Here is a 22411-nt window from a genome sequence, read left to right as displayed (position 1 = left end):
AACCGGCGCCCCCTCCTCCCGAGGGGGCGCCTCTTCCTGTGTGTCCGGAAGCATGATTATATCCCATCGCCACCACTTCATATTCGCTGCGGTGCCCAAGACCGGGACCCATGCGGTGCGGCAGGCCCTGCGTGAGCAACTGGATGACGAAGACGTCGAGCAGGTGGGCCTGTTCGTGAACAGGCGCTTCCCGTGGCAGGATCTGGCGGCGATCCAGCATGGCCACCTGTCTCTGCGGCAGGTGCGGCCCTATCTCGGCGAAGAGGCTTTCGGCGGCTATTTCAAGTTCGCCTTCGTCCGCAATCCGTTCGATCGCTTCGTCTCATACTGCGCTTTCATGCTGCGTGGCAGCGATGTGTTCCAGCAGCGGCCTCGGGACGTGATGCGGCACTTTCTGTTCCGGGAGCCGCCGGAACATCACATCCTGTTCCAGCCACAGGCATCCCTGCTGGTGGACGAGGACGGTAAGACCGCGCTGACCGACGGCGTGGGCCGGGTCGAGGCCATGCAGGATTCCTACGACGCGATTTGCGCGCGTCTCGGCATCCCCTCGCGCGCGCTCGACCGCGTCAATGGCAGCCGTCATGGCGACTATCGTCATTATTATGACTCGGCCCTGGTGGAGGGTGTGGCCGCTCGTTACGCGCAGGATCTGGAATTGTTCGGCTATACATTCGAAGGCGTGCGATGAAGCCCGCCGCCAACCCCCGCAAGACCACCACCGTCCGCAAGCTGGGCCCTGTCGACATCGCCGCGCTACAGGCCGCCGTGCTGGCGATCCCCGAGCATGTCTGGGATGCCGAGAACGCCGGCAAGCCGAACAAGTTCGACGTGCTGGACGAGACGCGGCATATCGTTTTCCGCTTCATCGACAGCCCCCGCGACTGGCGCCGCTCGCACGACCGCGCGGCGTGGCCCGAATGGCGGACGCTGCTGGAGCCGGTGCTGGCGCAGGCCGTCCGCAGTTATGGCTATGGGCGCGGCGTGTTCCCGCGCGTGATGCTGGCAAGGATGGCGCCGGGCGGATTGATTCACCCGCATATAGACGCCAACCCGGCGGCCAAGTGGCCGCACAAGATACACGTGCCGGTCTCGACCAACGCCGCCGTGGTTTCCTGCTTCGGCGGCGAAGAGCATCATTTCCCGATCGGTGAGGCGGTGGAGGTGAACAACCTTGGCCCGCACTGGGTGCGCAATGACGGCGATAGCGACCGTGTCCACCTGATTTTCGAATACTACGATGCCGCGCAGCCGGACCCGGACTGGCTGGAACCATTCCGCCTTGCCGGAGCCGCACGGTGAATGTCTCCGCAAGTTCCGACGCCGGCACGGCCGAGCGCGACGCATTGTTGCAGGAAGCCCGCAACCTGCGATCACAGCAACGCGTGCCCGAAGCGCTGGCGCTCCTCGCGCGATTGCAATCGCTGTATCCCCGGTTCAGCCGCCTCCATCAGGAACGCGGCCAGTGCCTTGTCCTGCTTCGGGATGCACAGGCGGCCACCGGCGCGCTGCGCGAGGCCGTGCACCTCAATCCGACGCTGCCGGCGAGCTGGGACATGTTGGAGCAGCTTTACCGCATGCAGGGTGATACCGCTCATGCGGCCATGGCGGCAAAGCATCTTGCCACGCTGAGGCAGCTTCCCGCCGAAGTGGTTGCGGCGAACAGCCTCCTGGCCGATGGCGACCTGTCGCCGGCGGAGGACATACTCCGGGACTACGTGCGCAGGGACGGCGGAAATGTGGGCGCCCTGCGCCTGCTGGCGCAAATCTGCACGGACCGCGAGGCGGTTGCCGAAGCCGAGGCCTTGCTCAAATCGGTGATCGAATGCGCGCCGGATTATCATGCCGCGCGCTTTGATTACGCCATGCTGCTGTTGCAGCGGCAGCAGCATTTGCAGGCCCGGGACGAGGCCGGGATTTTGCTGGGGCATGACCCCGTAAACCGCGAATATCGCAAGCTCTATGGCGCGACCTGCGTCGGCCTTGGCGACCATGAGCCGGTGATCGATCTCTACGGCAGCCTGCTGGACGACCGCGCTTTGCCGGGCCAGCTCCCATCGGGAGCGGAAGTTGCGGACTTGCGCCTGTGGCGGGCGAATGCCCTCAAAGTTACGGGCAGGCAGCAGGAAGCGATAGCGGACTATCGCGCTTCGCTGGCGGCGCGCCCCGATTACGGCGTGGCCTGGTTCGGCCTTGCCAATCTCAAGACCTATCGCTTCACCGGCGATGACATCGCGCGCATGCGCACTGAGGAAGCCCGTGCTGATGTTCAGGACATGGACCGCATCTACCTCTGCTTCGCGCTGGGCAAGGCGCTGGAAGACGAGGGGGATTATCCGTCCTCATGGCATTATTACGCGCGCGGCAATGCGGTTCGGCGCGCCTCCGGCCACTATCGCCCGGAAGATGCGGAGGCCTGCGCGCTTCGGCTGAAGCAGGTCTTCACGGAGGACTTCTTTGCGGCTCGTGCCGGCTGGGGCGTGGATGATCCGGCGCCCATCTTTGTGCTGGGCCTGCCGCGCTCAGGCTCGACACTGATTGAGCAGATATTGGCCTCTCATTCCTGTGTGGAGGGCACGCAGGAACTGACCCAGATCGGCCGATATGCGCATGAACTGTGCGGCGGTGATCCGGACCACAACTGGCTGCGCCACCCCGAGGCGCTGCAACGCCTGACGGCTAAGGACGTCCGGTCGCTCGGCGAGCGCTTCCTGGCCGAAACGCGGACGTATCGCAGGTTGGGCCAACCGTTCTTCATCGACAAGATGCCCAACAATTTCTGGCACATCGGTCTGATCCACCTGATGCTGCCGAAGGCGACCATCATCGACATGCGGCGCGAACCGATTGCCTGCTGCTTCAGCAACTTCAAGCAACTGTTCGGTACCACCAATCAGGAATTTGCTTATGGCATCGATAGCATCGCCCGGTATTACCGCACCTATCTCGATTTGATGCGGCATTGGGACGAGGTGCTGCCGGGGCGGGTGCTGAGAGTGAGCTACGAGGGTGTCGTAGACGATCTCGAAAGCAGCGTGCGGCGCCTTCTCGATCATTGCGGCCTGACGTTCGAGCCTGCCTGCCTCGCATTCCACCAGACCCGGCGCAGCGTGCGCACACCCAGTTCCGAGCAGGTCCGCCAGCCCATCGGGCGCGATGGTATCGCACAGTGGCACCACTATGCGTCCTGGCTCGCGCCCTTGCGGGATGCGCTGGGCGATGCCGTGACCGGTTACAGGGATTAAGTCATGCGGTTGTCCCAGCCTTTCTTCCAGCTTCCGGTGCTCTTCGACGCGGCGCGTCTGCGCGCGGAAGTCGTGGCGTTGCCGCCAACGGCGTGGGTCCCCCATCCGGACGGCCTGCCCGGCAACAGCGCGGCGCGGCTTATCAGCGCAGGCGGCGGCGAGACGGATTCCGTTCACGGACAGATGTTGCCGACGAACTGGCTTGAGGCCATGCCTTACTTGCGCCAGGTTCTCGCGGGCTTTGGGGTCGTGTGGGGTCGCTCACGGCTGATGCGCCTTGCGCCGGGTGCCGGTGTGCCGGAACATGCCGACATCAATTACCACTGGCATACGCGGGTGCGGCTGCACATTCCGATCTTCACCTGGCCGGAGGTGCGTTTCCATTGCGACGGGCAATCCGTGCACATGGCAGCGGGCGAGGCCTGGATCTTCGATAACTGGCGCCGGCACCATGTCGAGAACAGGGCCAACGCGGAGCGCATTCATCTCGTTGCGGATACCACCGGCACGGCGGCGTTCTGGCGCTTCGCTTGCGGACAGCCGCCGCCACGGGAGCAATGGCGCACAGTGCCCTGGAAACCCGGGGTCACACCGGACCTGATGACCGAAGCCAACCACCGTGCGCCCGTGATGCCGGCGGCTGAAGTGCAATTGCTGGTCAATGACTTGCGCGCGGAACTCGCCGTGGCAAGCGATAGCGCTGAGGCCAGAACGCGCGCCGCGCGGTTCGACATGCTGCTGGAGGGCTTTGTGCTCGACTGGCGACAGCTCTGCGCGCTGCACGGTGTCCAAGGGCGGGCGCGATCGGATTTCCTGCGGCTGGTCGACGGCGTCCGCGACGCGGCAACACCCCTTGCCGATGGTCTCGTCATGCGGACCAACGGCGCCAACGCCTTGCTGGTGCTCGAAAAGCGCGTGCTGCAACATGTGCTCATGGACGAAGCGGACTAGCCAGCTCCTTTCGCAGGCATGCCCGCGCTCCGAAATTCAAGTACCGCACCGTGCCGCAACCGCCACATGGGCACAAACCCTGCCAGAACCCGGGAGTCTCCCCAATGCCATCCTGCCAGCGGACGGCGATGTTGGCGGACCTCGGCTGCCGCCGTGAATCGCGCCCTCGCGACCCGGCCATGCTGAGCCTCAGCGATGGAGAATGCCGTGACCAAGCCAACGTTTAACGGAGTCATCAAACTCGACATTCGTGATTCCAAAGCGGATTGGGCTCCCTTCCTGCCACCCAAAGCGCCGGAAGGCGCTCCCAATGTCCTGATCGTCCTCTACGACGATACAGGGCAGGCCGCATGGCAACCCTATGGCGGCGCGATCAATATGCCGACCTTGCAGAAACTCGCCGACCGCGGCCTGACGTACACGCAGTGGCACACCACCGCGCTGTGCTCGCCCACGCGGTCCTGCTTCCTGACCGGGCGCAACCATCACCTGAACGGCATGTCCTGCATTACCGAAGGCGCAAACGGCTTCCCGGGCTGGAGCGGCCGCGTGCCCGAAAACTGTATGACCATCGGCCAGATGCTGCAGGACAATGGCTACAGCACCTTCTGGTTGGGCAAGGACCACAACGTGCCCGAACAGGATATCTGTTCCGGCGGGCCGAAGTCCGAATGGCCGCTGCAAAAGGGATTTGATCGCTATTACGGCTTCCTCGGCGGCGAAACCAACAACTGGTATCCCGATCTGACCGAAGACAACAGGTTCATCGATCAGCCCTATCTCCCTGAGGACGGCTATCATCTGTCGAAGGACCTCGTCGATCAGGCCATGCAGATGATCCGCGACCAGAAGGCCAGCAACCCTTCGAAGCCGTGGTTCACCTGGCTCTGCCCCGGTGCCAACCACGCGCCGCACCACGCGCCCAAGGAATATGCGGACAAGTACAAGGGCAAGTTCGATGATGGCTACGACGCCTATCGCAAGTGGGTCGTGCCCCGGATGATCGAAAAGGGCCTGCTGCCTGTCGGCACCAAGCTGGAAGACTTCAACCCGGTTCGCGAAGATCAGGCCAACCCCGGCGATTACGTGCGCCCGTGGGAGGAACTGAGCGCGGACGAGAAGAAGCTCTTCTCGCGCATGGCCGAAGTCTACGCCGGCATGTCCGAATATACCGATGTGCAGGTCGGCCGGCTGATCGACTATCTGGAACAGAGCGGGCAGCTGGACAATACCATCATCCTCTATTGCTCGGACAATGGCGCGTCCGGAGAAGGCGGACCCAACGGTTCCGTCAATGAAAACAAGTTCTTCAACAATTATCCCGACTCGATCGAGGAAAACCTGAAGTATCTTGAAGTGCTGGGCGGGCCGGAAACCTATAACCACTATCCTACCGGCTGGGCGGCGGCGTTTTCGGCGCCCTACAAGATGTTCAAGCGCTATTCGGAATATGCCGGCGGCACCGCCTGCCCGATGGTCATTCACTGGCCCAAGGGCATCAAGGCCAAGGGCGAAGTGCGCAACCAGTACCACCACGCGGTGGACCTGGTGCCCACCCTGCTCGAATGCATCGGCCTTGAAATGCCGGACACCTATCGCGGCGTGAAGCAGCATCCGCTGTCCGGCGTGTCGATGAAGTACAGCTTCGAGGCGGATGGGAAGACGCAGAAGAAGCGCCAGTACTACGGCATGCTCGGCACCCGCGGCATCTGGGAAGACGGCTGGAAGGCCGCCGCCATCCACGCGCCGCTCACCGGCAAGGGCCACTTCGATCAAGACGACTGGGAACTCTACCATGTCGACGAGGACCGCTCGGAATCGATCGATCTCGCCAAGGAGCATCCCGAAAAACTCGAAGCGCTGATCAAGGCCTGGTTCGAAGAGGCGGACGCCAACAACGTCCTGCCGCTCGACGACCGCAGCGCCGCCGAACTGCTGGGTCTGGAGCGACCGACTACCGAGGCACCTCGTGATCGCTACATATATTACCCCGGCACGGCGCCGGTTCCGGAAGGCGTTGCCGTCAACGTGCGCGGGCGTTCCTACAAGATTATCGCCGATGTCGAAATCACCGACACCACCGAAGGCGTGATCTTCGCCCACGGCTCACGCTTCGGCGGGCACTCGCTGTTCATCAAGGACGGCAAGCTGCACTACGTCTACAACTTCCTGGGCATCAAGCCGGAGCAGAAGTTCGCCTCGGACAAGCTGGTGCCCGGCAAGTATTCGCTGGGCATGGAGTTCATCCGTGAAAAGTCCGGCGAATATGGCGAATCGCTCGGAAAGACGACGCTCTACGTCAATGACGAGGCCGTGGACTCCGGTGACATGAAGACGCAGCTCGGCAAGTTCACGCTTTCGGGCGATGGTCTTTGCGTGGGCCGGGACAGCGGCGACGCCGTCAGCGAGGAATACCTCTCGCCCGGCGAATTCAAGAACGGCACGATCTTGGGTGTCGGGGTCTCTGTCGAAAAGGATCAGTACCTCGATCTGGAGAAGCTGGCTGCCGCCGCCATGGCTGTAGACTGACCGACTGACATCTGGAGCATGATCCGTTCTTACGGGAACGGATCATGCTCCCTCTATTCTTTGTTTGCGGTATCACCGGCTCGGTCAGGCCAAATACGGTTTCCTCGGCAAGAAATACGAGCGGAGGATTTCGATTCTACCTCGACCGAAACGATCGATCGATTGCGCAAGATCGTCGACGACGCGTTCGGGCGCGAAGGCTGGCCGCACGTCACCAATCTGCTGGCACCCACGGATGCATCCGTCGCCTGAGCCCCCGTTATGAAGCGACATCTTGTCGATCGCGAGGCTGTTGCCAGAGCAAACCCACCGGGTGGCAGAGGGCGTCCAGCGATGCGGGAGAAAAGACGATTTTCCGTGTCATTTACCGACTCCGTGGCCGGCCCCGAATCGCAAAAAATCATGATACAAATCGTGATACAAATGCCGTCCAAACCGGTCCTGCCGAGGCAAACCGGGTCTAGCTGGTGGGCAAAGAGCCTTCACGATTTTTGGTAGGATGATCAATGCGATATGGCCGAATCATGAGGATTCGGCTGGCTGGGGCGGCAGGATTCGAACCTGCGAATGCCGGTACCAAAATCCGAATAGCGCAAAAACTGCCGCTTATTCAGCCCACCGAAAGTCCCAGAAATTGAGACCGTTACGATGGTCTCAATTTCGTATTCTCAGATCAAGCGAAAAATCGTGATACAAATCGTGATACATTTACGGAATTGGGATTTTAGTCTTTTCCGAAGGCTTTGGCGGCTAGATGCGCGCGCCGCTGATTAGCGCAGCTTGAGCGCGGTGTAGGAGCCGTGTCCGGCGTCAAAGAGGATTTTGGTGGCCGCGCTTCGCTCTTGCACAAAACGAACTTCTTTCGGGCAGTCTGCCCTGGTGAGAAATCCGTAGCCTCCGGCCATTATCATGCTGGCAATGCCATGAAGCTGCCACTGCCAGTCAATCCGCGGTGACACCACCATCGACGGAAACAATTGATCCATGCAATGAGGGCGAACTGTCGCTCAACATGTAAGCGATCATATTTGCGGCATCCATAGGATCGGCGGGCGGCCTCATACCCGAGTATCGCCGGATCAGGTCCCGATCCAAGTTTTCGGGAATTGGACGGCCTCCCGTAATATTGGTGATCATTGCCCCTGGAGCCAGGCAGTTGATCCGGATCGGCTCATGCATGAACTCCATCGCCATGCATTTGGTCATGTGAATCACGGCAGCCTTGGCCGAGGCATAAGGTACGCAATAGGCCTCGCCCTTGATGCCGCCCGACGATGCGACATTGATAATGCTACCCTTATTGCGGATCAGTTCCGGGATGGCGGCCTGCGAAAGGAAAAACGGTGCATTGAGCGTGATCGCTAGCACGCGCGCCCAGTCGGCCTCCGTCACCTCCGCTACTCGATGAAACATCATGATGCCGGCAACATTGCAGAGGCCATCAAGTCGGCCGAAATGCGCGATCGCCGCCTCGACTGCCTCGATGCAGGCCTGTCGCTCGGCAAGGTCCGCACGATGTGCAATGGCCTGGCCCCCTAGCGCCGCAATCCGTTCGCCAGTTGCGGCCATACCGGCATCATCTCGGTCGACCATCCAAACCGATGCCCCTTCGCGGGCACAGCTATAGGCGGTTGCAGCGCCTAGTCCGCTTCCGGCCCCAGTCACCAAAACTACTTTGCCGTTCAATCCCATCTCTATTTCCCTTCCGTCCACCAAGGGTATCGAATCGCAGGTTGCGTGCGATTCCTCACAGGCTGGAACTGTTTGCCGCGCTGCCACGATAGAGAGCGCGATTCCACGGTACCCCGCACGGATCCACGTACCCGGCGAACAGATCGCCCGTACGAAAGCTGGGTCCTTGAGGAACCGTGGAAATAGGCATCATTTGAAATTACGTGGAGGCGATCAGGGTATCGGAGTTGCCGATCCCGTTTGAACCCTCGACTCGTGAACTGCAATTTAGTCCGGACGCCGCTCGCGTTGGGGAGATCGAACCATGGCATCGCGCAGAACTCTTATAAGGATGACGCCGGAGGAAATCCGGCGGTATCTCGATGAGCAGCGCCGGATCATCGTCGTCACTATCGGTCCGGACGATATGCCGCATCCGGTCCCTATGAACTATGGCATTGACGAGGAAGGGCGAATCGTCATCACCACGTTTCGCAAGAGTCAAAAGATCGTCAATCTGGAACGGGATCCACGCGCGACTCTTCTCGTAGAAAGCGGCGATACCTATCATGCGCTAAAATCCGTCATCGTCTACGCCGATGCCGAAATCATCTTCGAACCGGATAGGGTGGCCGAAAACATGCGCCGCATTCGATCCAGCAATTTGCTGGCCGTGACTGAAGGCTCGGCAATGGATGAACAAGTACGAGCCTCCATGGGGAAGCGCGCCGTCGTCCTGTTTACCCCATTCAAATTTGTGAGCTGGGATCATTCCAAACTGGGCGATCATTATTGAGAGGCAGCTGGCGTTCCAGAGTGGGCATGCTGCACATTTGGGAATGCCGATACCAAAGGAATGCTATTTAGCTGAAATAGCTGACTTTAGATGCAAAGAAGGATGTAAGTGAACGGTGTTATGACATTGAGTTTCGTCCGCTGTGCACTTTGCAATTGCCCGCAACGATTGAAGCAAGAATCAAATTCGGCCGTCTGAGTGGCGGAGTTGATCCGAGGCCTATTCTCGATGCAGCATTATCCCATACCCGTTCGTGTCGATTTCGTGATCGCTGATGACACCGGTCTGCGCATGCCAGCCCATGCCGAAGCGCTGCGGACTATTGGCGCGGAATTTCTGACCGATGCTTTTCGTGCCTATGGCTCTCTGTCGGCCGATAACCGGGTGCTCCGGATCACCCAGTTCGAACTTTGCCATGCGGGAAATTCGGGCCACAAGGTGTTCCTCTCCGTTGCATACGCGCGGTCCGAGCCCGGTCTTCACACCGATCTATTCGTGAAGTTTTCGCGCGATTTCGATGATGCATTCCGCGACCGGCGGCGCATGGAGCTGGAGGCGGAAATCCGTCTGGCCGGGCTCTCTCGTTTGCCGGCGTTCCCCGTTCCGGTAGCCAAGCCCTATTTCGCCGGCTTCGAGCATGCCTCAGGAACCGGTATTCTCATTACCCAGCGCATCGCCTTTGGCGAAGGCGACATCGAGCCGGTCCGGCCCAAGAATATGGACCATGAACTGGCCAATCCTCTCGAGTACTACCGAGCGACGCTTACTGCGTTGGCGCGACTTGCGGCAGCTCATCGATCGGGCTCACTCTCGCCGGATGTCGACACGGACTTTCCCTTTGACGCGGATGTTGCTGCGGCCGACATCCCCATTCCTTACGACGAGGATGAGATCCGCAAAAAGGCGAAGAGCTTTGCTGCCTTCGCCACCAGCTATCCGCAACTCTTCCCTGAGAATGTGGCATCGCAGCAGTTTCTAACGCGTCTGGAGAAGGAGGCGGTGCGCTTTCGGCGTTACGAGAAGACTATAAAGCACTTTTTGCACGCGAACGACGACTTCATCGCCCTGACGCATTGGAACACCCACCTCGATAATGCCTGGTTCTGGCGTGACGCTGCCGGCACTATGCGCTGCGGCTTGCTTGACTGGGGTATGGTTCGCCAGATGAACGTCGCTTTGAGCATCTGGGGCGGGGTATCGGCGGCCAGCCTGGATATCTGGGACGACAGCCTCGACGAGTTGCTGGGACTCTACGCCAATGAATTGTACGCGCATGGGGGGCCGCTGCTAAACGTGCGAGAACTGGCACTGCATTTCGAACTTTCGGCGACGATGACCTGTCTCGCCATGTTCTTGGATACGCCCGCGCTGATCCTATCGCGCATGCCAGACATCGGCGAGGCCGTCGGCCCACACGACGAGCGCATCGCCCGGGATTCGGTCGTTCAAGGCTTCCTCCATTGCTTCACCAATTTCCTCTATCTTTGGGAAACGCGAGATTTCGGGCGCAGCCTCGACGCGCTGCTGGACCGGATAGGATGAGCGGGCCCGAGTCGTCGAAAAGGCGAATATTTTAGGGGGAAGGAGTCGGCGGGACCTGCCGCACGATGGAGCGGCGAAGATGGGATGGGCATTGACCCATCCCAAGAGCATCACTTCTTCGAAAAATCTGGAATATTGTACCAATAGAGAATGATGGCGCTGATCTTCCCATCGCGGAACTCGAACTTCTCCATCACGATGCCGTCCATGTTCTCGCCGTTGTCATTACGGACCATCTTGCAGTCGAGTTCGACCCACAGATGATCCGGATCGGCCGTGAGGTAGGTGTGAAGGGTTTCGATGCTGGTCGTCTTGTGGCTGACCAGGGGAATCTTGTCCCAGCATTCCTTGAATCCCGCGAGGCCCTTGTAAACTCCGCCGAATGGCAGTGCGACTGGTTCGCGCAATTCAACATCGTCGGTCACCCACTTGGCCATTTCGTCCCAGTCATTGACGAAGAGAGCGTTGACGAAATTCTGCTTGGCTTCGATGTTGCGCCGATGCTTGTCGGTCATTTCGAATAGACCATTGCCCTGCGAAAGCATCACATCACTCATGGTGTTCTCCCGTTTCTATGTCTTGATCGGTTTACGAAGCAGCGTCGCGTTTCGATGGTCTGTTGAAAGTCAAAGGAGGCCGGGCCGAAGGGCCATCACGCTCCCGTTCCCATCGGCGCCCAGGAACAACGTCCCGTCGGGGCCGGCGGCAAGGCCTGCAAACGACAGCATCGGTCCAGAGAATGCGCCAGCTGGACCAAGGTATTTGCGAAGGCCGGTAGGAGCGCCAATCGGAAGGTGGGCCGCAACGACCTGACGGTTCGAGCCATCCAGATCGCAGGCGACAATTTGTCGGGCCGTAACGTCTGCTACATAAAGCTGCTCGCCATGGATCGCGATGCCTTCTGGAAGAAGAAGGTCATCGATCACGGTTTCGACCCGCCCGCCGGCGAGGCGGACGACGCGCCCAGCGCCGCTCTCGCTGACATAGCAGGTTTCGTCGCCAGCAATCGCAACGCCTGTGGGCTGATCTAGTCCTTCGGCGATAAGCGATGTCACACCATTAGCCCAACCGTGCACGCGGCCCGTACCATGCTCGGCGAACACCAGGCTGCCAGCATTCGAACGGGCAATCCCCATGAGCACATCGAACCCTTCGCAGAGCGTTTGACTCTCCTGTAGGGCAGGGCGGTAGAGCTTCACTTCCCCGACAGAGGTCGTAACCACCCATTCGCCTTGCGTCGTACTCGCGGCGCCCCGATGGAAACCAGGATAACCGGGCGTGAAAAGCATGCCCGTGAGCAACATCGCTTGGCCAGGAGATGCGGTGTAGGCATAGCTGCCATCGGCGACGTAGACCGAACCGTCGGACGCGGCGGCGACGCCCATCGGCCAGAGCAGGCCCTTGGGATTAAGCTCACGCAACTGGCCGGGAGCAGGGATCTCGTGGATCGACCCGGTCATGTGGGATACGAAAAGGCGGTCCCCGACGAAGGTGGAATTGTCGAGGCCCGGCCCGATTTCGGCGAGCAGTTCGCGAGCGCCGGATCGCGGGTCGATCCGCAGGACCTGTCCGCTTCCGACCTGCGTGGAGATGATACGTCCAGCGCTGTCGAATTTGACGGAGTCTGGAACACCGAGGTCACCGACCACAACTTCGCATTCGGTTCCGTCGAGATTGACTCTCCAAATCTGGTTGGCCTCCATGACCGGAAAGTAGAGCTTCCCGTCCGGACCGAAATCGAAGGCGTTTGTCATCGGAATCTCGTCCACGATTACACGCGGAGCTCCCCCGGCGCGATCGAGTTCCATGATCCGGGCGCCTGGCCTGCATTCGCCTGCAATCAGATGGCCCTGATGGAACGTGATCGGGTTGGAGCCATAGACCTCGCCCTGGATGACGTGCGTGACGCCATTCGGCGCCCGCATGCTCACCCTGTTTTCGGTGAATTCGGTGACGAAAAGATTGCCCTGGTCATCGAAGACGAGATCGTCTGGGCCTACGATGTCGCCGCCGATCGTATCGAGGTGTTCGATCTCGCCGCTGTCGGGGTCGATCGCGCTCACCCGGCTTCCGCTGAGCTGCGCCACGTAGATCCGGCCGTCGCGGCCTGCCCTTATGCCGTTCGCCCCGTAGAGGCGGCTCGGCTGAAGCAGGTAATCCAGCGTCCAGCCATCGGCGAGGGTGGTTGAGGGGATACCGAAGCGGTCGGCAGCGAGATTTCGGGCGCGATGCATGATCGTCTCCGTCCCGCTCTACCGCAGCTTCCGAGGGGCGCCTGTTCCCATGTAGCGGGAAAGGTTCCAATGGAGGCTCGGAATTGTCCGCTCCATGTAGGGGTTCGGCTGGGTGCCTCGAAACCCCTTGTTCTTCATGCCTTGTTGGACGGCCCGCATGTTCGTGAAGTCCTGTTGAAGGACGTAGGGCCACTCTTCCTGCTTTGTGTATTCCCATTCGGTCTCGGGCGCTTCGCCTTCCGGATAGAGTTCGTAGACGGCCGCCTCGAATATGCATTTGTCCGGGTCATACCCGTAGGGGCGAGCCTGGTAGCAAAGCATGTTATTGACGGCTTGCCCGATCTGGAAATTCGGAAAGATCTGCCAGGCGGTTCCGGCCTTTGTTGCATGAGAGGGCTCGACGACCGGCCAGATCACTCCGCGTTCGGCGTCGACCTCGCGGGAGCGAGTAATCCAGTGTGCCAGGACCTGCGCGGGCGGAGTGCCTTCGGGAAGTTCGTCGACGAGCCGCTGCGCGGCATCGACCATGGTTTGGGTCGTGTTCGTATTTGCCGCGTCCCAGGTGAAGGATTGCAGGCGGGCGGTTGAAATGCGTGCGTCATCGCCGGTGCCGACGCGGAGCTTGCCCTGGTTTTCGTCCATGTCGGCTGGGGCGTCGTATCCGATATTCGAGTGCTTGCCCTGGTTGCGGGACCAGCCCGGAAAATCCGTGAACTCCATTAGTTCCGGGTGCGTGCCGGGAACGTGATAGGTCTCGTTGAACGCTTCCAGTGCTACCTTCCAATTGCAATCGAAGACGATCCACTTTCGCCAGCGGCAGCGCATGTTCTCGAGTTGATAGGGATCGAGTAGACTCGCGGCGGGCTCGAGATATTCGCGCAGCGCGGGCGCTTCCGGATCCATGGTGATCCAGATCCAGCCGCCCCATGTTTCGCAGCGGACGGGACCAAGGCCCGTGCGTTCCTCGTTTAGCGCACCATCCCAGTGGTGATCGTTCCTTACAAATTTGCATTGGCCGTGGAGATCGAATGTCCAGGCGTGAAAGCCGCAAACGAAGTTCCTCCGGTTGCCGCGCGCGTTGCGCGCGCCCCCGGGCGTATCCACGAGACGGCGCCCACGGTGTGGGCAGACATTATAGAAGGCCTCGATGGTGTCCGTGGCGGATCGAACAATGAGGATCGAATCGTCGAGGATGTCGTAGGTGATGAAGTCTCCGACTTGCGGGATGTCCTCGATCCGTCCGGCCTGAAGCCAGACCTTTCGCCAAAGGAGATCCCGTTCGGCGCGCGCGTAGTCCGCACTAAGATAAGCATCTGGCCCGATGGTACAGGGCTGCGCGAGATCTTCGGGTACTTCCACCGTTTCCGACGCTTCAGCCATGGCTTCCTCTCGTGTGCCGTCTAGCGGGCACTCATTTTGCCGTCCGGGCCTCCTGCGGCTGCCGGGCGCAACTGACCTGGAATGCCATTCGGGCTGAAGCCCGAATGGCGGATCAAAGAAGGGTAAGGTTACGGAGCGCCCGCGAGCAATGGCGGACGACGTAAACATGTCACTATATGAAAACGATGCGCCGCGTCTGTTGACGCCGCTGGAGGACGTTTCTCTCTTGCTTGGTCTTCGGGCCGTTTCGAGCTCGATGTGAGAAATGGGCGAGGGTTATAGATGGCATCAGGTTTTGATAACGCAGTGCCGGTTCATCAGGAGCGTGGTAGCGGTGTTGCGCTCGAAGAATGGCGGGCCGGCGGCAGCGTTGTGGGAGCTGCCGTCACCGGCATGATGCTCGCATCACTCCATTCCTATTCCATCGGTGTTATGGTTTCGCCGCTTGAGAAAGAGTTCTCGTGGAGCAGGGCGAGCATCACCTCGGGCATGTTGATTTGCTCTATCTTCTCAGTAATTTTTGCGCCGTTTTTCGGCTATTTCGTTGACCGCATCGGTCCGCGGCGGGTCGCGTTGTTCGGCATGGCCTTCTATTGCAGTGCGCTGGCAATGCTTTCGCAAGCGGGGCCGTCGATCGTGTCGTGGTGGGGTCTGTGGACCCTCATGGCGCTCGCGCTTCTTTGCACGAAACCCACAGTTTGGGTGGCTGCGGTCACAAGCCTATTCGATAAGAGCAGGGGCGTAGCGCTTGCCTGCGTTCTGAGTGCGACCGGAATCAGTCAGGCCGTGACGCCTGCGCTGACCTATTTGCTCGTCGAAAGGTTCGGTTGGCGCGGTGCTTACCTCTCGCTTGGCGCGGGGGCAGCGCTCATTGCGTTGCCGGTGTTGTGGATCTGGTTCTCCAGCGCGCAAGATCGGTCTCGCGTGCGCCGAAAAGTGGCGGCGGCGACTTTACCGGGAGTCGAGGCGCGAAACGGGTTCCTGTCGTGGACGTTCGCTCAGCTGGCGATCGCGGCGCTGGCGATGAGTCTCGCGAGCGGGACGCTGACCGTAAACCTTGTCCCGATCCTTTCGTCCGCCGGTCTTGGCGAAGGTGTTGCCGTATCGATTGCCGGCTTGAGCGGATTGGCTTCAATAGTGGGGCGACTCTTTGGAGGCATGCTTCTCGATCGCTGCAATGCCCGTGTGGTCGGTGGTATCGCCGTCCTGCTCCCGGTCGTGACCTGCTTCGTCCTGCTGCTCGCGCCGGGTAGCCTAGTTCTGGTTGTCGGCGGTGTCGTTCTCAGCGGTCTTGCCGCTGGTGCCGAGCTAGACGCCATCGCCTATCTCGCTAGCAGATCGTTCGGCATGCGGAATTTCGGCCTGCTTTTCGGAAGCCTCTCCGGGGTTCTGGCGCTAGGCGTCGGGCTTGGGCCAACGCTCGCAAATTTCATTTTCGACAAGACGGGTCATTACGATCTTGTCCTGGTCGGCGCGATGCCGCTGTGCGTGCTCACAAGCGCCATGTTCCTGTTGGTGGGGGAATACCCAGATTTTACTGGGAAGGCTCTGCAAGCGGGCGAGTAGCCCGCAGTGTCGGCAATGATGATTGTCATAATATGAGAAAATGCTGCATCCGCAATTGACCTTTAGGTTGAACTGTCGGTCTTGGGCCGATCAGGGTCGGGCCGGTCGATTGTGAGTCCCGAACTCGACCCCTTCAGGCATTCAGCAAAGGAAATTGCGGCCATGTCGGCCAGTTCATTCACCATCGATCCGGTCGCGGATTTTGGAATAAAGCGGCGCCTTGCGGCCGTAGCGTGCGTATCGGCGGGTTCGGTACTGTATACCCTCGATGCGGGGGTTGTGAACGTTGCCCTGCCGACGATTGCGCGGGACCTGGGAATCTCGCCGTCGACAGCAGTCATGCTGGTTTCAGCGTACAACCTTGTTCTGGCGATGACGCTCCTGCCTCTCGCGGCCATTGGTGATCGTTATGGCCATCGCCGCGTGTTCGGCCTCGGATTCGCGATCTATCTTTGCTCCGCGCTCGGTTGTTACCTTTCGAGCGGGTTGGTCGCCCTAATTGCTTTTCGCGCCCTGCAGGCAACCGCAGCTTCTGCACTGCTGAGCGTCTCGCTCGGACTCGTTCGGGCGATTTACCCGCCGGAGATGCTGGGGCGCGGTATGGGCCTGAACACGATGGTTTCATCGGCGGGCGCCGCCCTTGCTCCCGTGCTAGGTGGGGCGATAATCTCAGCAACGTCCTGGCATTGGGTGTTCGCAGCGGGTGCGCCATTTGCGCTTCTCGGACTTGTTACGGTGGGCGCGCTTCCGGTCCCCGATCTTTCTACGTCGCGCTATGACAAATTGGGGGCGCTGCTGTGCGCGTCAACTTTTGGCTTGCTGATTTTCGGTTTCCAGGCGCTTGGCGAAGGCTGGTCGCACAGTCTCTCGATAGGATGTCTCGCAGTTGGCGTAGTGACGGCAATCGCGTTCGTGATCCACGAGCGCCGCGTGGACCTTCCGGTCCTTCCGGTTGATCTCCTGGCCCGGCCCGCATTGGCGCTTTCGGTGCTGTCCGCGCTTTTCGCGGTGCTGGCATCGACAGCCCTCCTGCTTTACCTGCCGTTCGAGCTGACATCGCTGGGGTTTAGTCCAGCGACGATCGGCACCATGATCGCCCCCTATGCGATTGCGGTCATCATTTGCGCACCTGCCTCGGGCATGCTTTCCGACCGGATTTCACCGCAGGTGCTGGGCCTGATCGGTTTGGTCACGGCGACGGTTGCACTGATTTCGTTCTTCTGGCTGCCAGAACGAGCTAATTATCTGGACGTTGCCTGGCGAACCGCCTTGACCGGTGTCGGATTCAGCTTGTTCTTTTCGCCTAACGGTCGGCTGATGATCGCTTCTGCGCCAAGATCTCGCGTCGCCGGAGCCAGCAGTCTCCTGTCGACGACGCGCATGTTCGGGCAGGCCCTAGGATCCGCAATGCTTAGCGGCCTCCTCGCGCTGGGGTACGGAAGCCGTATTCCCGCGCTCACCATTTCAGGTTTGGTAGTGCTTGCCCTTGCCTGTGCCGCATTGCGCATGGGGGCGCCAGATCCATCGAAGGAGACTTGAGGCGCGGTGATTGCGGCGCCCGGACTTTGCGGGCGCCGCGGCGAGAATTTCAGCTTCTCATAAAGGCAAGGATGGCAGGAGCCGCTGTTGGCCAGTCGCTGAAAAGGCCGGAGCCATCCCGCATGCGCTCAGCAAATACATCGAGGTCCCAGGGTGGGTCGATGAGGTTCGAATTGGGAAGGGCGCGATCGACCTCTTCGCAAACATAAGCGGGATGATACAGGTCTCTCGGGCTGCCTCGGAAGATACCAACAGGCATCTTCATCGTCGCAAAGTCGTCGAGACTTATGCCGCCTACGGGTGTGTCGGGCGAGGGGATGTAGCCTGATGCCCAGCGCTCCATCCGGCGAATGAAATCTTCCGGTGTGAAACCGAGCATGATGTCACGGTTCCGCGGATTTGCTGCCATTTGTCCTGCCCAAATCGGCATTGCAGCAACGGCTTCCATCCCTCGCTGTGCAGCTTCTTCGGCGGGTTCGCAGCAATAATAGGAGCCCAGGCGCATCATGCTGACGAGGCCGCCGCTGATCCACCAGATGCACATGCGAGAGATCAGTTCCGGGGCTTCTTTGGCGGCGAAAAGGGAAATTCGCGCACCTGCAGAGCCGCCGACGAGCGCCGTCGGGCCAAGCTCGAGCTCTCGGATCAGCTTGATCAGAAATCCTGCCTGCATGCTTGACTCGCCCGAACCCTCGAAGTGGAGATCGGAAGCACCGCAGTTGGGACGATCCCAGAGAAGAACTCGGAAGCCTTCGCTTGCCAACCGCTGACCAAGTGCCGTGACGCCAGTAGCATCTTTCGAGAAGCGACCGCCCGGCGTGATGGCAATCGCTGGGTCTCCATGGTTTCCAAGCAACTCGTATTCGATCTGGACACCTGAAATTTCGATTCGCGCCATTATCCCTCATCCTCTCCTTGATTGTGATTTGTCAGCCAGCCACGGAAGCGATTCTCCCCGAGCTGGTTCGGTTCCTGATCGCCGTCGATATGATCGAGGCAAAATGCTTGGCCTCGACGGGGTCGATTAAGTCAGCGACTGCCGAAACGCTGATGGCGAGTTGCAGGAGGCCCTCCTGCGGCAAAACTGGCACCCCGACGCCGGAAAGTCCCTTCGCGACGCTTCCGGAGCTGACAGAGTATCCACGCTCGCGCACGTCAGCGACTCGCTGGTGGACCCTATCGATTTCCTCGCGGCCACCCGGGAAGAGGTCGAGCCGGCCCTCCTGGGATCCGAGGATCTGGGCGATTTCGTCATCGTCGAGAGTAGAAAGAATCGCGACACTGCCGGCGCCAATGCCGAGCGGAATGCGTTGACCGACCTCGATCGGCATCGCTCGAATGAACGTCGAGCCCTGGACGCAGATGAGGCACACCGCTTCGGAGCCCGAGCGTGCAACCAAATAGCTTGTAAGGCGGGTCCGTCGCGAAATTTCCTCGATAGCCGGTTGCCAAAGCTCCTGGATGTGAGCCTTGCCCTGCGTTGCGAGTCCGAGTTCGAATGCGAGCTGCCCGAGGTAGTACGACTTGTCTACTTCGTCATAGAACAGCATTCGCTCCTCTGTCAGGGAGCGCAGGATTCTAAAGGCTGTGGAAGCATTGAGGCCGGTCGCGTGGGCCACTCGGCTGAGGCTTGCGCCTGCGCGTTGCAATTGCGCGACAGCCCTGATTACGTCCATGGCTCTGCGGATGGCCTGCGCTCCGGCGACGCCTGATTCTGTTTTGGCTTTGGCTTGATCCATGGCTCGGCCTCCTCTTTCCACATCGTGAAACAAAACCCGCAGTCTCGTTGACGGTTATACCTGTAGGCTCGAGAAACGCCACTGCAAGATCGAATTGATTTCTCAGCATGTGGAAAGACCCTCGATGGATTTTGGATGGGGAGTGGAGCTGGAAAGCGTACGCGGCACCGTGGAACGCTTTCTCGAGGAACATCTGCCGGACGACTGGTCGTCGATCGCGTGCCTGAGCCCGGGGTCTCAGGAGGTCACCGATTTTTCCAAGGAGATTTGCCCCAAACTTGCCGAAGCAGGATTGTTGATCCCGCATTGGCCTGAAGAGTTCGGTGGTCGTAATGCGTCAGCCTGGGAGCATTTCATCATCGGTGAAACGCTTTGGGAAGTCGGTGAACCGCGGGGGCCGCAGTATTACAACGTGAACTGGATTGGCCCGACGATTCTCGAATACGGGAATCCGGATCAAAAGGCCTATCACACGCGTCGAATTCGTGAGGGCGACGTAATCTGGTGTCAGGGCTTTTCAGAGCCGTCCGGTGGATCGGACCTGGCCGCTCTGCGCACCCGTGCAGAATGGAAAGGCGATCGATATGTCATCAACGGCCAGAAAATCTGGACGTCGTATGCACGCCTAGCCGAATACTGCTTCCTGCTGGCAAGGACCGGGACGGGACGACGGGAAATCTCCGTCTTCCTCATTCCGATGGATCGGCCCGGCATTACGGTTCGTCCCATCGAGAGCGTAGTCGGCGATGGTGACCTCCACGAGGTCTTTTTCGACGAAGTTGAGGCATTTCCAGCGGAAATTCTTGGGCAAGAAGGGAAGGGGTGGGAGGTCGTTCGCTACGCACTCAATTTTGAGCGCGTCGGCATCCCTCGCTACGCACTGGGTCTCAAGACCCTCCATCGTGCGGTCGCAGAACTCCAGTCGACGGATACCTTCACGCCAACCGCCCAGCAGGCGGCGGCTCAGGCCTATGCCTCATGCGAGGCAGCCCGGATGCTCGCCTACGAGAGTGTAGATCAGCGAATGAAGAGCAGGCCGGGTACGGGCGCTGCAAGCATGGCCCGATATGCCATCGTGCTTAGCGAGCGGCAGGTCGCTGAATTCGTTCTGGATTTCACGCCGCACCTTTTCGCGGCGGATTTTGAGCCGATGGTTGCGACGCATCACAAGCGCGCGATCGCGGCCGGCCTCGCTGCGGGGGCGGCGGAGATCCAGCTGAACCTGATCGCGCGGGACCTACTTGGATTGGGGACGGGGAAATGAACTTCGAATTCACCGAAGATCAGCAGATGTTGATGACCGCGTTCGAGGGGTTGCTGGAACGCTATCGCGAGGCGCCGCAGGGTGAGCACGGGTACGTCGCCTACAGCGATAGCCTTCAAGGCGAAATCACTGACGGCGGCTTTCTCGAAATTGTGGACCAGCCCGGCTTTGGCGTCCTTGAAGGTGCGCTGCTAATCGAAGCTGCGGCAGCCTGTCCGGTGAGCGTGGAACTGGCTGCTTCCATCCTGATCGCGCCCTTATTAGGTGAGACCGAAACTCCGCTCGCAGTAGCTTGGGGGCTCGACCGGCCGGTTCGGTATCTCGAGCAGTCCAAGACGGTATGCGTATTCCATGAAGGTAGCTTGTTCGTAGGTTCGACGAACAAGGCCAGGATACGTCCCCTTCACACCGTTGCGGCTTATCCTCTCGCGGCGCTCGAAACATTGCCCGACGATTCACGCAAGCTGGACGCGACGACACTCGCAGCTGTTCTGCGGCGCCACCGGATTGGCATTGCTGCCGAAGCAGCGGGCCTGATGAACGGGGCGATCAGCGAAGCCATTCGCTACGTCAAGGATCGCCAGCAATTCGGGCAACCGCTCGGGAATTTCCAAGCAATTCAGCACCGATTGGCCGAAGATGCGCAATTGCTGCGGGGCGCCCGCTGGCTCGCACTGCGTGCTGCGGATCTCGACAACGACACGCAGGCTGCAGTCGCAAGCCTTTATGCGCAGGAAGCTGCCCGCAAGCTGATTACCGATTGCCACCAATTCACGGGTGCCATGGGGTTGACCCTCGAATTTCCCCTCCACCTTTGGACTTACCGGCTGAAGTTTCTCCAGGGAGAAGCCGGCGGAAAGAGTTCGCATGGCCAGGCGGTCGCCAACTCACTTTGGGAAGATCAGACTTCGACGAGCGCACCTGCGCCTCGTGCGCAGCTGCATACGGCATAGCGGCCCGCCGAACGGCGGCCGGTAAAACAAGAGCGATGGGAGAGAGTGAACGTGAGAAAGGATTTCGGGCCTACAATGGCGAGTAAAGCACCTGCCCGTCCGGGCGGGCGTCATGGTTTCGCCTACAAGCGAGGTGGCACCGTGAAGGATACGACCCATACGCGCGCGATCGCGAAATGGGTGCGTACGCTCGCCCTTTCGGCGATATGCGCGGCTGCCGTGACGGCGGGATCGACGGCGGCGCAGGCGGCAGCTTGCAGAGTAACGGATTTCACGGACCGCACACTTTCATCGCTCAACGAGGTCCAGCGCCTATCACTGGTCACGGAGATGACGCGCACAGAATTCGATCGGCTACATGCGCAGCAACCGGGGTCTCCGAACTACTTCGAACTGCTTGCCAAGGCCAGTTCAGTTGGCGATGCACGCCAGTCCGCACTTACAAGGCTTGCGACTGTCCCGGTTCGCCCGATCGACGACATGCGCAAAGTGTGGGGCGGGGATCTGCGCAACGATGACATCCTCGATGCGCTCCAGATCGATGAATATCGCCGGATTTGGGCAAGCGATTTCCTGAATGCCGAACAGCAGCGCCACTTCCTCGATTGCATCTCGGCGCGTCAGCCGGGGCTGACGGTCGCCGGGAATCCGTCAGGAAACGGAGCATTCGACATCTCGTTCGCGCATATCACGCCAATCGGGATCGAGAAGATCAACACGCGCGTAATCGCTTCTCACAACATTGCGAATATTGCCGAGTTCGAAAACTATCTCGCGCAGCTGGGCCCGCAGGATAACTACGTCGCCCGGACCTTCACCCTGAAGCTCACGGATCCGACCAAACGCGGCGTTCTTGTGATGCGCGCTGGCTGGGAAACGCCGAAGTTCGTCTACATCCCGACCTACCCCACGCCGGAGTATTTCAAGTGAGCGCGGCCGGTTTCCAACCGCGCGCGAACGCCGGCAGCAATCTGGGCAAAGTATTCGAAAACAGGGATGGGA

The 22411-nt window shown here is 60.2% G+C and carries 18 protein-coding genes; 12 read left to right on the top strand and 6 right to left on the bottom strand.

All coding sequences use genetic code 11. The features are described 5' to 3' along the window. Positions 1 to 52: 52 nt before the first annotated feature. The 5 genes from AC1VVM_RS15415 (at position 53) to AC1VVM_RS15395 (ending at position 6725) form a co-directional block, all read left to right on the top strand. Positions 53 to 691: a sulfotransferase family 2 domain-containing protein gene (locus AC1VVM_RS15415; RefSeq protein WP_482955435.1), complete on the top strand. Its 639-nt coding sequence runs from the start codon at positions 53 to 55 to the stop codon at positions 689 to 691. Further along, positions 688 to 1302, top strand: coding sequence for an aspartyl/asparaginyl beta-hydroxylase domain-containing protein (locus AC1VVM_RS15410; protein ID WP_482955434.1), 615 nt, complete (start codon positions 688 to 690; stop codon positions 1300 to 1302). The genes AC1VVM_RS15415 and AC1VVM_RS15410 overlap by 4 nt, the downstream gene beginning before the upstream one ends. Continuing rightward, positions 1299 to 3245, top strand: coding sequence for a sulfotransferase (locus tag AC1VVM_RS15405; protein WP_482955433.1), 1947 nt, complete (start codon positions 1299 to 1301; stop codon positions 3243 to 3245). The genes AC1VVM_RS15410 and AC1VVM_RS15405 overlap by 4 nt, the downstream gene beginning before the upstream one ends. 3 nt (positions 3246 to 3248) lie before the next feature. Further along, complete coding sequence (locus AC1VVM_RS15400; RefSeq protein ID WP_482955432.1) at positions 3249 to 4196, top strand: aspartyl/asparaginyl beta-hydroxylase domain-containing protein; 948 nt, start codon at positions 3249 to 3251, stop codon at positions 4194 to 4196. 207 nt (positions 4197 to 4403) lie between these two features. After that, the gene (locus AC1VVM_RS15395; RefSeq protein ID WP_482955431.1) at positions 4404 to 6725 is read left to right on the top strand and encodes an arylsulfatase; all 2322 of its coding nucleotides are present in this window, start codon (positions 4404 to 4406) and stop codon (positions 6723 to 6725) included. Positions 6726 to 7667: 942 nt separating this feature from the next. On the opposite strand, the gene AC1VVM_RS15390 is transcribed toward AC1VVM_RS15395, so the two are convergent. Beyond that, positions 7668 to 8417 (bottom strand): SDR family NAD(P)-dependent oxidoreductase, encoded by a 750-nt coding sequence (locus AC1VVM_RS15390; protein WP_482955430.1) that lies wholly within the window; start codon positions 8415 to 8417, stop codon positions 7668 to 7670. A 304-nt stretch (positions 8418 to 8721) separates the two neighbouring features. On the opposite strand from AC1VVM_RS15390, the gene AC1VVM_RS15385 reads away from it, so the two are divergent. Both AC1VVM_RS15385 and AC1VVM_RS15380 read left to right on the top strand, forming a co-directional pair. Further along, on the top strand, positions 8722 to 9192 hold the full coding sequence (locus AC1VVM_RS15385) for a pyridoxamine 5'-phosphate oxidase family protein (protein WP_482955429.1): 471 nt from the start codon (positions 8722 to 8724) through the stop codon (positions 9190 to 9192). Positions 9193 to 9420: 228 nt separating this feature from the next. Further along, positions 9421 to 10734: a hypothetical protein gene (locus AC1VVM_RS15380; protein ID WP_482955428.1), complete on the top strand. Its 1314-nt coding sequence runs from the start codon at positions 9421 to 9423 to the stop codon at positions 10732 to 10734. A gap of 110 nt (positions 10735 to 10844) precedes the next feature. Here the strand turns inward: AC1VVM_RS15380 and AC1VVM_RS15375 are convergent, their stop codons facing one another. The 3 genes from AC1VVM_RS15375 to AC1VVM_RS15365 all read right to left on the bottom strand — a co-directional run bounded on the left by AC1VVM_RS15375 (position 10845) and on the right by AC1VVM_RS15365 (position 14348). Continuing rightward, entirely contained in the window at positions 10845 to 11291 is a 447-nt protein-coding gene (locus AC1VVM_RS15375) for a nuclear transport factor 2 family protein (RefSeq protein WP_482955427.1), read from the bottom strand. A gap of 69 nt (positions 11292 to 11360) precedes the next feature. Continuing rightward, positions 11361 to 12968, bottom strand: a complete 1608-nt coding sequence (locus AC1VVM_RS15370) for an SMP-30/gluconolactonase/LRE family protein (protein WP_482955426.1) — start codon at positions 12966 to 12968, stop codon at positions 11361 to 11363. 18 nt (positions 12969 to 12986) lie between these two features. Then, positions 12987 to 14348: an aromatic ring-hydroxylating oxygenase subunit alpha gene (locus tag AC1VVM_RS15365; protein ID WP_482955425.1), complete on the bottom strand. Its 1362-nt coding sequence runs from the start codon at positions 14346 to 14348 to the stop codon at positions 12987 to 12989. A 282-nt stretch (positions 14349 to 14630) separates the two neighbouring features. Between AC1VVM_RS15365 and AC1VVM_RS15360 the strand changes: the two genes are divergently transcribed. Beyond that, a complete protein-coding gene (locus AC1VVM_RS15360) occupies positions 14631 to 15914 on the top strand; it encodes an MFS transporter (RefSeq protein WP_482955424.1) in 1284 nt (427 codons plus the stop codon). 162 nt (positions 15915 to 16076) lie between these two features. Then, on the top strand, positions 16077 to 17453 hold the full coding sequence (locus AC1VVM_RS15355; RefSeq protein ID WP_482955423.1) for an MFS transporter: 1377 nt from the start codon (positions 16077 to 16079) through the stop codon (positions 17451 to 17453). Positions 17454 to 17502: 49 nt separating this feature from the next. Here the strand turns inward: AC1VVM_RS15355 and AC1VVM_RS15350 are convergent, their stop codons facing one another. Together AC1VVM_RS15350 and AC1VVM_RS15345 are read right to left on the bottom strand one after the other, a co-directional pair. Continuing rightward, complete coding sequence (locus tag AC1VVM_RS15350; protein WP_482955422.1) at positions 17503 to 18351, bottom strand: alpha/beta fold hydrolase; 849 nt, start codon at positions 18349 to 18351, stop codon at positions 17503 to 17505. Between the two features lie 31 nt (positions 18352 to 18382). After that, a complete protein-coding gene (locus AC1VVM_RS15345) occupies positions 18383 to 19192 on the bottom strand; it encodes an IclR family transcriptional regulator (protein WP_482955421.1) in 810 nt (269 codons plus the stop codon). Positions 19193 to 19316: 124 nt separating this feature from the next. Here AC1VVM_RS15345 and AC1VVM_RS15340 point away from each other — a divergent pair, with 124 nt between their 5' ends. From AC1VVM_RS15340 to AC1VVM_RS15330, 3 genes are all read left to right on the top strand, one after another. After that, a complete protein-coding gene (locus AC1VVM_RS15340; protein ID WP_482955420.1) occupies positions 19317 to 20456 on the top strand; it encodes an acyl-CoA dehydrogenase family protein in 1140 nt (379 codons plus the stop codon). Beyond that, positions 20453 to 21409 carry an acyl-CoA dehydrogenase family protein gene (locus AC1VVM_RS15335; protein ID WP_482955419.1) on the top strand — a complete coding sequence of 319 codons (957 nt, stop codon included), beginning with the start codon at positions 20453 to 20455 and terminating at the stop codon, positions 21407 to 21409. Before AC1VVM_RS15340 ends, AC1VVM_RS15335 begins: the two co-directional genes overlap by 4 nt. Positions 21410 to 21484: 75 nt before the next feature. Beyond that, positions 21485 to 22339 (top strand): hypothetical protein, encoded by an 855-nt coding sequence (locus AC1VVM_RS15330; protein ID WP_482955418.1) that lies wholly within the window; start codon positions 21485 to 21487, stop codon positions 22337 to 22339. The last annotated feature ends 72 nt before the right edge of the window (positions 22340 to 22411 follow it).

The organism is Novosphingobium sp. BL-S-33, from assembly GCF_056857025.1.
Note: the sequence above shows the minus strand (reverse complement) of the source record. Positions and strands in the feature narration are given on the sequence as shown.